Raw genomic sequence first — 14,454 nt, forward strand, 5'->3', positions numbered from 1 at the left:
CCATGGTCGTCGGCAGCGTCAGATGTGTATAAGAGACAGGCTGGTGGCCGTCGACCCTTCGAGACGCCGCTTCGCGGCTCCTCAGGGTGACGGTGAAAGAGGGGAAGCCGCTGAAGCAATATTAATCCTAAGGCAAAACAGCGCGGATCGGCCGAGATTGGCGACGACAAACCCGCTTGCGGCCGGGCGAGCGGGCATGCGACCCTAGGCGAAAGCGTAAAAGCGTCCTGTTGTGAGTGGAGGTGAGGACGATGAAGGCGATTATCGTCGGAGGCGGAATCGGAGGCCTCACCACTGCGCTGATGCTGCGCTCGCGCGGCATCAGTTGCGAGCTGTACGAGCAGTCCGAGACGATCCGCGAGCTCGGCGTCGGCATCAACACATTGCCGCATGCGATCCGCGAGTTGGCGGGGCTTGGCCTGCTCGACAAGCTCGACGAGGTGGCGATCCGGACCTATGAGCTGTTCTATCTGACGCGACATGGCCAGCAGGTCTGGCACGAGAAGCGCGGGCTCGATGCCGGCCACGAGGTGCCGCAATTCTCGATCCATCGCGGCCGTCTGCAAAGCGTGATCCATCAGGCCGTGGTCGATCGGCTTGGCGCGGATGCGATCCGCACCGGCTGCCGGCTCGGCTCCTTCACCCAGGACGAGGGCGGCGTCTCGGCCTATTTCTTCGATCGCGGTGGCGCCCATGTGCACACGGCGCGCGGCGACATCCTGATCGGCGCCGACGGCATCCACTCGAAGGTGCGGCAGACGCTGTTTCCGGATGAAGGCGGGCCGTGCTGGAACGGCCTGATGCTGTGGCGCGGCGCCACCGATTGGCCGGCCTTCCTGACCGGACGCTCGATGATCATCGCCGGCGGGCTGAACGCCAAGGCCGTGATCTATCCGATCGCGCCGGGCTCGAGCCCGGCGAGCCGCCTCACCAACTGGGCGGTGCTGGTGCGGATCGGCGACGGCACCTCGCCGCCGCCGCGCCGTGAGGGCTGGTCCAATCTCGGCCGGCGCGACGAGATGATGCCCTATGTCGCGAGCTTCACGATCCCGCAGGTCGACTTTACCGGCCTGATCAACGCGACGCCGGAGTTCTGGGAGTATCCGTGTTGCGACCGCGATCCCTTGCCGTATTGGTCGTGCGGCCGCGTCACGCTGCTCGGCGATGCCGCGCATCCGATGTATCCGGTCGGCTCGAACGGCGCTTCTCAAGCCATTCTCGATGCGCGCTGCCTGGCCGACATGCTGGCGCGATCGGAGCATCCGCGGCAGGCGCTGGCGACCTATGAGCGGCAGCGGCTGCCGATGACCGCCGACATCGTCGCCTCCAACCGCCGCGGCGGGCCGGAAGGCGTGATCGACGCCGTCGAGCAACTCGCGCCGCAGGGCTTTACCGACGTCGGCACTATTCTCAATTACGAGGCGCGCGAGGCGATCGTGCGTGGTTACGCGGCCAAGGCCGGCTTTGCCGCGCGCGTGGTGGCGCGGCAGTAGCCTGGAAAGGAGCGGACGTTTCGCAAAGTCGGTTCGCTTCATTACCCCCTCATGGTGAGGAGGCGCGCATGCGCCGTCTCGAACCATGAGGCCCGGCCTGCGGCCTCATCCCTCGAGACGCGCGTTCGCGCTCCTCGGGATGAGGGGACAGAGCTGGTGATGCTGTTACGCCGGAGGCGGCGGCAGGAAGTGGATGTTGTGCTCGGCGGCGAGCCGCACCACGTCATCCGGGTTCTGCTCCTTCATGTTGTGGATCGCCCAGAACAGGTCGTAGAGCCGGCGCGTCGGCGACACCCAGAACAGCGTCTTGGCCGGCTGCTGCGACTTGTTGAAGATGCCGTGCGGCTTGCCCATTGGCAGGCGCACCAGATCGCCAGGAGTTGCGGATTCATCGGCACCGTCGAGCATGAAGTCGAGCTTGCCCTCGAGGATGTAGAGGTACTCGTCCTGGTCGGGGTGGATATGCGGAGGAACGAAGGTGCCCGGCGGGAAGGTGGCGTGCCAGGAGAATGAATGCTCGGTGCGGCTCTTCGGCACGTAGGTCTGGCCGAGGATGCTCCAGGAAATGCCCTGGATGCCTTCATTGGCGCGAGTGATGCCGGCGATCTCGTCTTTTATGCTCATGCTTGCTCCATGTTTCCATTTGACGCGTTTTCTTCACGCGAACCGGTATCCACTTCGCTCGAAAACGCTTTGAACGCCTTACTTTGCCGCGCAGTCCTTGGCGTAGCGGTCGCCATAATTCGAAAACACCTTCTCGACGATCTCGGTCTGGAATTTGCCGTCCGGACGCTTCGCGACCTTGGTGAGGTAGAAATCCTGAATCGGATAGCCGTTGTTGCTGAACTTGAAGTTACCGCGCAGCGAGGTGAAGTCGGCCTTTTTCAGCGCCGCAGCGACCGCGTCCTTGTTGGAGAGGTCGCCCTTTGTGGCCTTGACCGCGCTGTCGATCAACAGCGCGGCGTCATAGGCCTGCATGGCGTATGTGCCGGGCACGCCGTTGTAGGCCGCCTCATAGGCGGCGACGAACTTTTTGCTTTGGGGATTGTCGAGATCAGGCGCCCAGTTCGCCCCGCCGAACATGCCGACCGCTGCGTCCTGCTGCGCGGGCAGGGTGGATTCGTCGACGGTGAAGGCGGAGAGCACCGGCACCGTGGCGCCGGCCTGCTTGTATTGCTTCACGAGGTTCACGCCCATGCCGCCCGGCATGAAGGTGAACAGCGCGTCCGGCTTCAGCGCGGCGATCTTGGACAACTCGGGCTGGAAATCCAGCGTGTTCAGCGGCGTGTAGGATTCCTCGACGATCTCGCCCTTGTAGTCGAGCTTGAATCCGGCGACGGAGTCGCGGCCGGCCTGATAGTTCGGCACCAGCAGGTAGACGCGCTTGTAGCCGCGGTCCTGCGCCACCTTGCCGAGGATCTCGTGCACCTGGTCGTTCTGGTACGACGTCACATAGAAGAACGGGTTGCACTCCTTGCCGGCATAGCTGGAGGGACCTGCGTTCGGGCTGATCAGGAAGGTCTTGCTGTCGGTGACCGGGCGGTGGATCGCCTGCAGGATGTTGGAGAAGATCGGGCCGACCACGAAGTCGACCTTGTCGCGCTCGAGCAGGCCGCGCACCTTGACCACCGCGCCGTCGGGCTTCAGTTCGTCGTCGGCGTTGACGATCTCGACATCGCGGCCGGCCATCTTGCCGCCGAGGTCCTTGATCGCGAGCGCAAAGCCGTCGCGGACCTGCTGGCCGAGCGCCGCGGCCGGGCCCGAGGTCGTGACCAGCACGCCGATCTTGATCTTCTCCTGCGCGGTCGCCGGGGTGACCGCGACACCGAGCAGCGCCGCCAATCCCGCGAGCTTCGTCAATTGTTTCATCTCACTCCCCCAACCATTGGCTTGATGCTTCGGCTGCCGATTTGGCCGCAGCTTAGTCTGACGCGCGCGACCGCTGCAAGCGATGCGGCATTGCGTCAGGATGATCGCCGCGGACCATGCAGGCGTCGCACATGCAAGCGCCGCGCCAATTGCTTGAAGTTTAAAGAAATTGCAGGATTGCCCAGGCGTATCGGGCACGATTCGCAATTGTCCTTGCGGGACGCCGCGAATTGCTTGAAGCTCAAAACAATTGGTCCGACCGGAACCCGCCGCGGAGGCGCGATCGCCGCATGATCCTCGATTCCGAAACCAAAGCCGTCGAACTGCCCGACGATCACGGCACCGAGCTGCGGCTGTGGCTGCGCCTCTTGACCTGCACCACGCTGATCGAAGGCGAGGTGCGCAGCCGGCTGCGCGAGAAGTTCGACGTCACGCTGCCGCGCTTCGACCTGATGGCCCAGCTCGACAAGGTGTCCGACGGCATGACGCTGTCGGACCTGTCGAAGCGGATGATGGTGTCGAACGGCAACGTCACCGGGCTGGTCGAGCGCCTGGTTGAATCAGGCCATCTCGATCGCCGCACCTCGGAGACGGACCGCCGCGTGCAGTTTATCCGGCTCACAAAACTCGGCCGCGCCGAATTCCGCAAGATGGCCGCCGAGCACGAGAAGTGGATCGCCGATATCTTCGGCGATCTCTCGCCGAAGGATATCCGCGAACTGATGCGGCTGCTCGCCAAGGCCAAGGGCTCGGCGCAGCGCTCCGCCAAGGCGAGGAGCGCTTAAGCCGTGACCGAGGTCGATTACGAGGTCGAATACAACAACCGGGCGCGGGTGCCGGAAAATCCGGCGCTGATGGCCGGCTGGGCGAGGGACTCCGCGGCGTATCGCGAGCAGCATCCGCCGCGGCGACTGACCTATGGTCCGGACAGCCGCAACGTCATCGACCTGTTCGAAGGCGATCGTGACGGGCCGCTCGCGGTTTTTATCCATGGCGGCTACTGGCAGGCGCTCGACGGCTCGTCATCGAGCCACTGCGCGCGAGGGCTCAACGGCCACGGCATCAGCGTCGCGGTGCCGAGCTACGATCTCTGCCCCAATGTCACGATCGGCGACATCATCGGCGAGATGCGTGCGGCGTGCCGCGAACTGGCCAGGCTCGGCCAGCCGCTGGTCGTGTCGGGACACTCCGCAGGCGGACATCTTGCCGCATGCATGCTCGCGACCGATTGGCCGGCCTATGATGCGTCGCTGCCGAAGGACCTGGTCAGGGCTGCTTACGCGATCTCCGGCCTGTTCGAGCTTGAGCCATTGGTCGGCACCTCCATCAACAAGGCGCTTGGCCTCGACCGCGCCGCAGCGCGGGCGGCGAGCCCGCTGTTCTGGATGCCACCTGCGGGCGCAACGCTCGATGCCGTCGTCGGCGGCGCCGAGAGCGCGGAATATCACCGGCAGAGCCGGACCGTCGTCGATGTCTGGGGCAAAGCGGGCGTTGCAACGCGGTTCGGCGTTGTGCCGGAAGCCAATCATTTCACCGCGATCGCGCCGCTCGCCGATCCGGGCTCGGCGATGGTCGCGCGGCTGAAGCAGCTTACGCAAATCTGAGGTTCTGAAGGATTGGCCAGCGATTTCACGCGATATCGACCCTTGCGCCAAATTATTTTAAGTATAAAATGATTGGCGATTGGAACGCTGCCGGGCGTCCTCGATATTGATTTTGGTCTTGGCCTTTCTGGACGGAAAGCGAGGGGCGATCGAATGTCAGGTGAATTTCCCGGGCTCGGCCCATCCGGGCATGTCGACGATTTCGCACGGCGCAACCTGCCGCCATCAGCGCAATGGCCGCAGCTGCTGCTCGACCGACCCGAATTCAGCTATCCCGATTATCTCAACGCCGCGGTCGAGCTGACCGACCGCATCGTCGAGCAGGGGATGGGCGATCGCATCGCGCTGATCGGCAATGGCCGCCAGCGCACCTACAAGGAACTGACCGATTGGTCGAACCGCCTGGCGCACGCGCTGGTGGAGAACTACAGCGTCAAGCCGGGCAATCGCGTCCTGATCCGCTCGGGCAACAACCCTGCGCTGGTCGCGGCCTGGCTCGCGGCGACCAAGGCCGGTGCCGTCGTCGTCAACACCATGCCGATGCTGCGCGCCGGCGAACTGGCCAAGATCGTCGACAAGGCCGAGATCTCGCTGGCGCTGACCGACAGCCGCATCGCGGATGAACTGGTGGCCTGCGCCAAGACCAGCAAATTCCTCAAGCAGGTCGTCAATTTCGACGGCACGCAGAACCACGATGCCGAGCTCGATCGGATCGCGCTGAACAAGCCGGTCAAGTTCGATGCGGTGAAGACCGGCCGCGACGACGTTGCGCTGCTGGGCTTCACGTCGGGCACGACGGGCGAGCCGAAGGCGACCATGCACTTTCACCGCGATCTCCTGATCGTTGCCGACGGTTATGCGAAGGAGGTGCTCAAGGTCACACCCGACGACGTGTTCGTCGGCTCGCCGCCGCTTGCGTTTACGTTCGGCCTCGGCGGGCTCGCGATCTTCCCGCTGCGCTTCGGCGCCACCGCGACGCTGTTGGAGAACGCGGCGCCGAGCGAGATGATCCGGATCATCGAAACCTACAAGGCGACGATCTGCTTCACCGCGCCAACCGCCTATCGGGCGATGATGGCGGCGATGGACAAGGGCGCCGATCTGTCGTCGCTGCGCCTGGCAGTGTCGGCCGGCGAGACGCTGCCGGCGCCGGTGTTCGAGAGCTGGACGAAGAGGACCGGCAAGCCGATCCTCGACGGCATCGGCAGCACCGAGCTGCTGCACATCTTCATCACCAACCGCACCGGCAGCGCCGTCGGCGGCACCACGGGCACGCCAGTCTCGGGATACGAGGCCAAAATCGTCGACGAAGACATGAACGAGCTGCCGGCGGGCCAGGTCGGCAAGCTGGCGGTTCGCGGTCCGACCGGCTGCCGCTATCTCGCGGATTCAAGGCAGACCAAATATGTCCGCGACGGCTGGAACATCACCGGGGATGCCTTCGTCAGCGACGAGAACGGCCGGCTGTCGTTCGTGGCGCGGGCCGACGACATGATCATCTCGGCGGGCTACAACATCGCCGGCCCCGAGGTCGAGGCGGCGCTGCTCGGCCATCCCGATGTCGCGGAGTGTGCCGTGATCGGCGCGCCTGACGAGGAGCGGGGACAGATCGTCTCGGCGTTCATCGTGCTGAAGCAGGGCGCGCGCAACGATGAGGTCGAGATCAAGCTGCTGCAGGATCACGTCAAGGCGACGATCGCGCCGTATAAATATCCCCGCGCGGTCGCCTTCGTCGAGGCGCTGCCGAAGACCCAGACCGGGAAGATCCAGCGCTTCAAGCTGCGCGAAGCAAGCTGAAAATCGGGCGACGGCTTTCGGCCGCCGCCCCGGGGATCAACGAGGGATCAATGTGCCGCGCCGCCACCGGCCGCATTCTTCGGCTTGCCGGTCAAGAGGATCGCGATTGCCGCGAACACCAGCACGATGCCGATCACGGCAAAGGTGTCGCTGAAACCAAGCACCAGGGCCTGGCGCTTCACGATATTGCCGAGCGCCACGATCGCCTGGTGATGCGCGGTCGCCGGATCGGAGATGCCGTGGCTGAGGAAGTAATTGGTGACCTCGGCGATCCGGGTGCGCACTTCCTCGCGGCCGAGGTCGACCGACTGGCCGATGATGTTGGAGTGGAACTGCTCGCGCTTGGTGACGATGGTGGCGAGCAGGGCCGTGCCGATCGCGCCGCCGAGGTTGCGCATCATGTTGGAGATGCCGGAGGCCGCCGCGGCATCCTGCGGCGCGACGCTGCCGAGGCTGACCGCCGACAGCGGCGCCAGCATGATCGCCTGGCCGATCGCACGGACGATGTTCGGGACGAAGAACTGGTCGCCGGAGTAATCGAGCGACATCGCGATGTTCATGAAGGAGGAGACCGCGAACAGGATCATGCCGGTGAAGGCGATGAAGCGCGGATCGAAGCGTTGCATCAGCTTCGGCACCAGCGGGATCAGGATCAGCTGCGGCAGGCCGGTCCAGGCCAGCACCTGGCCGATCTGCTCGGCGTTGTAGCGCTGCACCTGGCCGAGATAGGCCGGCAGCAGGTAGACCGAGCCGAACAGCGCGAAGCCGACGAACACCGCCGAGATGGTGCCGAAGCCGAAGCTGCGCTGGGTCAGGAGGCGCAGCCGGATCAGCGGCTTCTCGACGACGAGCTCGATCCAGACGAACAGAGTGAGGCTGACCGCTGCGATCACCGCGAGCCTGACGATGAAGGGCGAGCCGAACCAGTCGTTCTTGTTGCCTTCCTCGAGCACGGCCTGCAGCGACGACAGACCGATCGCCATCGTGACGATGCCGAGCCAGTCGCCCTCGCGGAGCAGATGCAGCTGCATCGGCTGGCGTTCCAGCGTGAAATAGAGGGTGATGACCATCACCGCGGTCGGGATCACGTTGACGAAGAAGATGGTCTGCCAGCCGTAATTCTCGGTGAGGTAGCCGCCGATGGTAGGTCCGATCGCGGGGGCAAAGGTTACCGCGAGCGCGAACATGGCAAGGCCGACCGGCTGCTGGGTCTTCGGCAGCTTGGTGAAAACCAGCGTGAAGGCCATCGGGATCAGCACGCCGCCAAAGAAGCCCTGCAAGCCGCGCATTGCGATCATCGAGGGCAGGTCGTGGGTGAAGGCACAGGCGACCGAGAAGATCGCGAACAGGGTGGCGAAGCCGATGATGATCTTGCGGAAGGAAAACACCCGGCTGAGATAGTCGGTCAGCGGGATCACCACGATCTCGCCGATCAGATAGGAGGTCGAGATCCAGGAGCCGTTGTCGACGCCGGTTCCGATGCCGCCCTCGATGTTGAGCAGCGAGGCGTTGGTGATCTGGATGTTGAGGATCGCCATGAAGGCGCCGATCATGGCGGCGACGATGGAGATCCAGACGGCCATGCTGGCGCGGTTGGGATCGGCCGCTACAGCTGCGGCGCGGGGCGCAGCAGCCGGGGAGGAGAGCGCGAGGTCGGACATGACATCACCTATTTGAAGGAGGCGACAGCGAGCTTGGGAGAGGCGCTGGAGCGCGGCGCCTCGCCAGGTTGCGACAAGGTTGCGATGGTCGGGATGACCGACATGCCGGGCCGCAATTCGACCGCGGTCGCGTCGAGCGCAATCTTCACCGGGATGCGCTGCACCACCTTGGTGAAGTTGCCGGTCGCGTTGTCAGGCGGCAGCAGCGCGAATTCCTGGCCGCTGGCGGGCGCGAGACTGTCGACATGGCCGCGCACCACCTGTCCCGGGAACATGTCGACGGCGATCTCGACCGGCTGACCCTTGCGGACATTGGTGAGCTGCGTCTCCTTGTAGTTCGCGATCACATAGGCGCCGGTGGCGGGCACCAGCGACATCAATTGCGTGCCGGCCTGGACGAACTGGCCGGTGCGCAGGGTGCGGTTGCCGACCACGCCGTCGATCGGGGCTGATATGGTGGTGTAGCCGAGGTTCAACTCGGCCTGATGCTGGAGCGCGGTTGCGCGCGCCTGTGACGCGACGGCCTGGGCAATGTCGGCCTTGAGCAACTCCACCTGGCGGAGCGCGGAGGCGAGGTTCGCGGTATCGCGGGCGACGGCGGCCTGTGCGCTGGCGTAGCGCGACTGCGCCTGCTGTGCGTTCTGCACGCTGCCGAAGCCGGTGCCGGCGAGGTCGGTGTAGCGCTTGTTCTCCTGCTCGGCGAACGTCTGCGTCGCGGTGTCCACGGCGAGGGTCGCGCGTGCCGCTTCGATCACGGACTGCTGCACATCGAGCTGCGCATGCTTGCTGGCGATCGCGGCTTCGGCGGCGGCGACGTCGGCCTTGGCCTGATCCAGCGCGACCCTGAAATCGCGGTCGTCGATCCGCGCCAGCATCTGGCCGGCGCGCACATGCTCATTGTCGCCCACCAGCACCGCGCTGAGATAGCCGGAGACTTTTGGCGCGATCGTCGTGTTGTCGGCCTTCACATAGGCGTCGTCGGTCGAGACCTGAAAGCGGCCGACCGTCCAGTAGTCCCAGCCGTACCAGGCTCCGCCTGCGAGGACGGCGAGCGCCGCGCCAGCCAGCAGCAGGCGGCGAAGCCTGCCCTTGGCGGCCGGCGGCCTGGCGGCCTCCGGATTGGCGATCAATTGCCTGGCGGTCTCGGCCGGAACCTGGCTCTCGGCCTTGAATGATGTCTCATGCTGGCTCATGGCGGCGCTCCTGATCCGTCTATCTCGCTGGAAAATCTTGCCAATTTCGGCCGATGCCTGCGGGACTAATTAGGAAACTTGATGTTTTCCAAAATAGAGCCCATATTGGTCAATAGAATGACAGGCATCATTTAAAAGCATGGCTCGCGGATGAACCGGAATGACGAGGGTCAGACTGAGCAAGGCGCACCGGCACGGCGCGGCCGCGGGCGGCCGCAGCTGCGTTCCGACGACGAGACGCGCGCGCTGATCTATGACGCCGCGCGGCGCGAGTTCTCCGAGCGCGGCTTCGCGGCGGCCAACATCGCCGACGTGGCCTGCCGCGCCGGCGTCTCCACCAAGACACTTTATCGGCTGATCCCGACCAAGCTGGCGCTGTTCGAGGGCACGGTTGCGGACCGGATGGACCGATTCATATCCGCCGTAAATCTCGGCGCCTGCGACGGCCGCGATATCGCGGCGGCATTGGAGGCGGCGCTCTCGAGCTGTGGCGAGCTGATCCTCGATGCCGAGGTCATCGCGCTCCAGCGCATCATCCTGGCCGACAGCGACAAATTCCCCGACATTGCCGAGATGTTCTACGAGAAGGCGATGCAGCGGACCCTTGGCGCGCTGGCTGCGTGGCTGGGTGTGCAGCAGCGGCGGGGACGGATCGCGGTGGACGACGCACAGGCCGCTGCGGGCATGCTGCTCGGCATGCTGGTGTTCCAGCCGCAACGCGACGTGATGTACGGCCACAGGCCGCCGCCGTCGCGGGCGCAGATCGAGGCCCGCGCCAAGGCCTGTGCGGCACTGTTCCTGTCCGGATGCGCCGTGCCGGCCGACCAGACCAGGAAGCGAGGCGGAGAGGCGTGATGCCGCCGCAGCGTTACTTGCCCATTGCCGCCGCCGGCGGCTGGGCCAGCACCTGCCGGATCATCCGCGCGAGATCGGATTTGCGGTAGGGCTTCGGCAGCAGCGTCACATCCGGGTCGAGACGGCCGTGGTGGATGATCGCGTCCTCGGTGTAGCCGGAGGTGAAGAGCACGCGCACCGAGGGCAGTTTGGCGATCACGGCATCGGCGACCTGCCGGCCGTTCATGCCGCCGGACATGATGACGTCGGTGAACAGCACGTCGCAGACGAACCCCTTGTCGACCGCAGCCAATGCTTCCGGGCCGTTGGCGGTGACCATGGTGCGGTAACCGAGCTGCTCGAGCTGGGCGCTGACGTAATTGCGCACCAGCGGATCGTCCTCGACGACCAGGATGGATTCATTGCCGCCGCGCGTGTCGACCGGAGGAGGCGGTTCGACGTCGATCATGTCGCCGCTGCTGCGCGGCAGATAGAGCTTGATCGAGGTGCCGTGGCCCTCTTCGGAATAGATCTTGAGGTGTCCGTTGGACTGCTTGATGAAGCCGTACACCATGCTGAGCCCGAGGCCAGTGCCCTTGCCGGTGTCCTTGGTCGTGAAGAACGGCTCGAACACCTTGTCGCGGATCCCCGCCGGGATGCCACCGCCGGTGTCGCTGACCGCGACCATCACGTATTCACCCGCCCGCACGTCGGGGTTGGCGACGGCATAAACCTCGTCGAGGATGACGTTGCTGGTCTCCAGCATCAGCTTGCCGCCATCGGGCATCGCATCGCGGGCATTGACGGCGAGATTGAGCAGCGCGGTCGCCATGTGGTTCGGATCGATGAAGGCCGTCCAGGCGTCGGGTTCGAGCGCGGTATCGATCTCGATCTGCTCGCCGAGCGAGGGGCGCAGCAGCCGCGCGGTGTCCTGCACCAGGGTGTTGAGATTGGCTTCACGCGGTTGCAGCGGCTGCAGCCGCGAGAAGGCCAGCAGGTGCTTGGTCACTTCTGCACCGCGAAATGCCGCGTCGGTGATCATCTTGGCGACAGACGACAGCGCGGGATCATGTTCAACGGCTTCCGCGAGGATGTCGATCAGGCCGGTGATGACGGTCAGGATGTTGTTGAAATCGTGCGCGATGCCGCCGGAGAGGTGCCCGACGGCCTCCATCTTCTGCACCTGGCGGAGCTTTTGCTCGGCTTCGAGCTGTTCGCGGGCGGCCTCGACCTCGCGGGCGCGCATGAAGATTTCCGCTTCCATCTGCTCGGTGCGCTCGCGCAACCGGTCGGTCAGCTGGTCCTGCTCGGCACCGCGCTGCTTCAGCTGGATGAAGCTGGTGACGTCTTCGACCCGATGGATGATGTAGGTGAACTGCCCGTTCGGCCCCAACACCGGCGAATTGCGCGGGCTCCAGTAGCGTTCCTCGAAGCCGCCGCCCTCCGACTCGGGCTTGCGGATATCGTATTTCTGCACCGTCATGGTGTCGGGGCGGCGGAACTGGACCACGCGCTCGAGCGAGGCGCGCAGGTTCCGCACGCCGTCGGCGGCCGGATCGTCCGGATTGTCGGGGAACACGTCGAACAGCCCGCGCCCGAGGATCGCCGCGCGCTCGGTCTTGGTGGCGCGCAGATAGGCGTCGCTCACTGCCGCGATGCGAAAGTCGGGCTGAGTCAGCACCAGATAAAGGCCGGGCGCCGCCTCGAATAACGCCTTGAAGTCGGGCGTCGGCGGGGACTGGTTCTGCAGTTCAACCTCCCTCGCAGGGTGCGGTCCGCCAGGTGACCGCAGCCAAGATGTGACATGCGTTTCGTGGAACTTCAATGCCTAACATACGGTGCCACCTCGATTTTCTCGATCGATCGGGCGTCGTGGGGCCGCTAGTGCGAATTCGGCAGATAGCGCCAGCCCTCCTTGCCGAGGAAGTCCAGCATGGCCTGCGCGGGCGGCAGCAGGATCTTGTCGGTGCGCCTGATCGCGTGCCACTGCCGGACGATCGGCAGGCCCTTCACCTTGAGCACCACCAGGCGGCCGTCCTCCAGCTCATGGAACACCGTGTGCTGGGAGATGAAGGCGATGCCGAGCCCGGCCATGACAGCCTGCTTGATGGTCTCGTTGCTGTCCATCGCCATGCCGAGCTTTGGCTCCAGCCCGACGCGCTCGAAATATTGCTGCATCAGCATCCGCGTGCCTGATCCTTGCTCGCGGGTGATGAAGGTTTCGTTGGCGAGCTCTGATGGGGCGACGTGCCGCCGCCGCGCCAGCCGATGATCGGGCGCGGCGATGATGAAGTGCGGATGCCGGCCGAGCGGCTTCATCTCCACCTCGACATCGGTCGGCGGCCGGCCCATCACCGCGATGTCGAGATCATAGCCGCGCAGCGCGTCGCGAATCTCCTCGCGGTTGCCGATCCTGAGCGTGACCTCGATCTTGGGAAAGCGGCGCGAGAACGCCGCGATCGCAAACGGCACGAAGTATTTGGCGGTCGAGACCGCGCCCATCGCGACGCGGCCGCCGCTGCGGCCGGCGATCATGTCGAGCGACTGCTCGCAATCCTTCAGCGCCGCCTCGATCCGCTCGACCAGAGTCAGCACGTGCGCGCCGGCATCCGTCAGCGCCATGCCGTCGCCGGTGCGCTGGATCAGCGGCAACCCCGCGAGCGCCTGCAAATTGCGGAGCTGCAGCGTCACCGCGGGCTGGGTCAGGTTCAACCGGTTGGCGGCGGACGTGATCGAGCCTGCCTCATGCAAGGTCGACAGTGCGCGCAGCTGGCGGATGGTGAGATCCCGCGAGAAGTTGCCGGCCATGACAAGCTCCATAAGAAATACTTTGCCCGGACCAAAGATAATAAAATTTCCCTAATTGGGCAATTCGCGCGTTGATAGGGCGAAGGCGACTCCCTGAGGTCGCCTCTCGAAGCCTCGGGACAGAGGGCGCGATCATAGGGAGAGGCCGGTGGAGATTCGTCCTGCATTGCATGCCCATCTGGAGTGGCCGACGCAGCACAACCCGTTGCGCGCCGCGACCGTTGTGGTGATCGAAGCCCTTGCGGGCGCCGCGATCGAGCTCTCGCGCATCATTGCCGCCGGACCGCTCGCCGGCATCGGCGGCGAGAGCGGCGGGGTCAATCCCGACGGCGATCGCCAGAAGACCATCGACATCGTCGCCGACGACCTGATGCGGAACGCGCTGCGCACTGCGCCGGTCGCCGCAGTGCTGTCGGAGGAGGTCGAACTGCCCGAGACGCTCGATCCCGACGCGCCGCTCTGCGTCGCGATCGATCCGCTCGATGGATCCGCCAATCTCGAAAACAACATCTCGATCGGCACGATCTTCTCGATCCGGCCGAAAGGAAACGACGTCATCTCGACTTTCTTCGAGCCCGGCACGGCACAATGTGCCGCCGGCTGCTTCATCTACGGTCCGCAGACCGTGCTGGTGCTGGCGCTCGACCAGCATGTCGACTGCTTTACGCTGGACCCGCGAACCGGCGAGTTCGTCCTGACCGCGCGTGACCTGCGCGTGCAGCAGGATGCGTCGGAATTCGCCATCAACGCCTCGAACCGGCGGCACTGGAGCGGCCCGGTGCGCAGCTACATCGACGAGTGCCTCGCCGGGGTGAACGGCGAGCGCGGGCAGGACTTCAACATGCGCTGGATCGGCTCGCTGGTTGCCGAAGCCTACCGTATCCTGATGCGCGGTGGCGTGTTCCTGTATCCGGCGGATGCGCGCCAGGGCTACCGCGAAGGCCGGTTGCGTCTGCTGTACGAGGCGCATCCCATCGCACTGATCATGGAATGGGCGGGCGGCGCCGCGTCGAACGGCCGGTCGCGCATTCTCGAACTGTCGGCACGTACGCCGCATCAGCGCGTGCCGCTGATCATGGGATCGACGCGCGCCGTGCGCGACGTCGATGCGATCCACCTGACCGTCGAGCCGTTGTTCGAAAGCAGCGATGCCCCGCTGTTCGCGCGGCGCGGCCTGTTCCGCTGAGGAGGACCG

Annotated in this window: 12 protein-coding genes; 6 read left to right on the top strand and 6 right to left on the bottom strand. The window is 65.2% G+C overall.

Going from position 1 to position 14,454, the window contains the following annotated elements; all coding sequences use genetic code 11:
- The first annotated feature begins 251 nt into the window (after positions 1–251).
- Entirely contained in the window at positions 252–1,493 is a 1,242-nt protein-coding gene (locus PMN64_RS11470; protein WP_411780771.1) for a flavin-dependent oxidoreductase, read from the top strand.
- A 165-nt stretch (positions 1,494–1,658) separates the two neighbouring features.
- Here PMN64_RS11470 and PMN64_RS11475 read toward each other — a convergent pair whose 3' ends face one another.
- Both PMN64_RS11475 and PMN64_RS11480 read right to left on the bottom strand, forming a co-directional pair.
- Positions 1,659–2,117: a cupin domain-containing protein gene (locus PMN64_RS11475; RefSeq protein ID WP_304499512.1), complete on the bottom strand. Its 459-nt coding sequence runs from the start codon at positions 2,115–2,117 to the stop codon at positions 1,659–1,661.
- A gap of 78 nt (positions 2,118–2,195) precedes the next feature.
- A complete protein-coding gene (locus PMN64_RS11480; RefSeq protein WP_411780772.1) occupies positions 2,196–3,362 on the bottom strand; it encodes an ABC transporter substrate-binding protein in 1,167 nt (388 codons plus the stop codon).
- A gap of 290 nt (positions 3,363–3,652) precedes the next feature.
- Between PMN64_RS11480 and PMN64_RS11485 the strand changes: the two genes are divergently transcribed.
- From PMN64_RS11485 to PMN64_RS11495, 3 genes are all read left to right on the top strand, one after another.
- Positions 3,653–4,147: a MarR family winged helix-turn-helix transcriptional regulator gene (locus PMN64_RS11485; protein WP_016845834.1), complete on the top strand. Its 495-nt coding sequence runs from the start codon at positions 3,653–3,655 to the stop codon at positions 4,145–4,147.
- A 3-nt stretch (positions 4,148–4,150) separates the two neighbouring features.
- Entirely contained in the window at positions 4,151–4,966 is an 816-nt protein-coding gene (locus PMN64_RS11490; RefSeq protein ID WP_411780773.1) for an alpha/beta hydrolase, read from the top strand.
- A 153-nt stretch (positions 4,967–5,119) separates the two neighbouring features.
- The gene (locus PMN64_RS11495) at positions 5,120–6,763 is read left to right on the top strand and encodes an AMP-binding protein (RefSeq protein WP_411780774.1); all 1,644 of its coding nucleotides are present in this window, start codon (positions 5,120–5,122) and stop codon (positions 6,761–6,763) included.
- Positions 6,764–6,810: 47 nt separating this feature from the next.
- Here PMN64_RS11495 and PMN64_RS11500 read toward each other — a convergent pair whose 3' ends face one another.
- Complete coding sequence (locus tag PMN64_RS11500) at positions 6,811–8,424, bottom strand: DHA2 family efflux MFS transporter permease subunit (RefSeq protein ID WP_411780775.1); 1,614 nt, start codon at positions 8,422–8,424, stop codon at positions 6,811–6,813.
- Between the two features lie 8 nt (positions 8,425–8,432).
- Entirely contained in the window at positions 8,433–9,617 is a 1,185-nt protein-coding gene (locus tag PMN64_RS11505; RefSeq protein ID WP_411780776.1) for an HlyD family secretion protein, read from the bottom strand.
- Between the two features lie 150 nt (positions 9,618–9,767).
- On the opposite strand from PMN64_RS11505, the gene PMN64_RS11510 reads away from it, so the two are divergent.
- Complete coding sequence (locus PMN64_RS11510; protein WP_411780777.1) at positions 9,768–10,472, top strand: TetR/AcrR family transcriptional regulator; 705 nt, start codon at positions 9,768–9,770, stop codon at positions 10,470–10,472.
- Positions 10,473–10,485: 13 nt separating this feature from the next.
- Here PMN64_RS11510 and PMN64_RS11515 read toward each other — a convergent pair whose 3' ends face one another.
- Positions 10,486–12,276: an ATP-binding protein gene (locus tag PMN64_RS11515; RefSeq protein WP_411780778.1), complete on the bottom strand. Its 1,791-nt coding sequence runs from the start codon at positions 12,274–12,276 to the stop codon at positions 10,486–10,488.
- A gap of 56 nt (positions 12,277–12,332) precedes the next feature.
- Positions 12,333–13,259 carry a LysR family transcriptional regulator gene (locus tag PMN64_RS11520; RefSeq protein ID WP_411780779.1) on the bottom strand — a complete coding sequence of 309 codons (927 nt, stop codon included), beginning with the start codon at positions 13,257–13,259 and terminating at the stop codon, positions 12,333–12,335.
- 154 nt (positions 13,260–13,413) lie between these two features.
- Here PMN64_RS11520 and PMN64_RS11525 point away from each other — a divergent pair, with 154 nt between their 5' ends.
- Positions 13,414–14,445, top strand: a complete 1,032-nt coding sequence (locus PMN64_RS11525; RefSeq protein ID WP_411780809.1) for a class 1 fructose-bisphosphatase — start codon at positions 13,414–13,416, stop codon at positions 14,443–14,445.
- Positions 14,446–14,454: the final 9 nt, after the last annotated feature.

Source organism: Bradyrhizobium sp. UFLA01-814, assembly GCF_046718885.1.
Classification (GTDB): domain Bacteria; phylum Pseudomonadota; class Alphaproteobacteria; order Rhizobiales; family Xanthobacteraceae; genus Bradyrhizobium; species Bradyrhizobium elkanii.

Excerpts from the sequence above, each read along its gene's own strand:
- PMN64_RS11480 (WP_411780772.1), bottom strand. The coding sequence starts at position 3,362 with ATGAAACAATTGACGAAGCTCGCGGGATTGGCGGCGCTGCTCGGTGTC.
- PMN64_RS11475 (WP_304499512.1), bottom strand. The coding sequence starts at position 2,117 with ATGAGCATAAAAGACGAGATCGCCGGCATCACTCGCGCCAATGAAGGC.
- PMN64_RS11520 (WP_411780779.1), bottom strand. The coding sequence starts at position 13,259 with ATGGCCGGCAACTTCTCGCGGGATCTCACCATCCGCCAGCTGCGCGCA.
- PMN64_RS11485 (WP_016845834.1), top strand. The coding sequence starts at position 3,653 with ATGATCCTCGATTCCGAAACCAAAGCCGTCGAACTGCCCGACGATCAC.
- PMN64_RS11470 (WP_411780771.1), top strand. The coding sequence starts at position 252 with ATGAAGGCGATTATCGTCGGAGGCGGAATCGGAGGCCTCACCACTGCG.
- PMN64_RS11510 (WP_411780777.1), top strand. The coding sequence starts at position 9,768 with ATGAACCGGAATGACGAGGGTCAGACTGAGCAAGGCGCACCGGCACGG.
- PMN64_RS11505 (WP_411780776.1), bottom strand. The coding sequence starts at position 9,617 with ATGAGCCAGCATGAGACATCATTCAAGGCCGAGAGCCAGGTTCCGGCC.
- PMN64_RS11495 (WP_411780774.1), top strand. The coding sequence starts at position 5,120 with ATGTCAGGTGAATTTCCCGGGCTCGGCCCATCCGGGCATGTCGACGAT.
- PMN64_RS11500 (WP_411780775.1), bottom strand. The coding sequence starts at position 8,424 with ATGTCCGACCTCGCGCTCTCCTCCCCGGCTGCTGCGCCCCGCGCCGCA.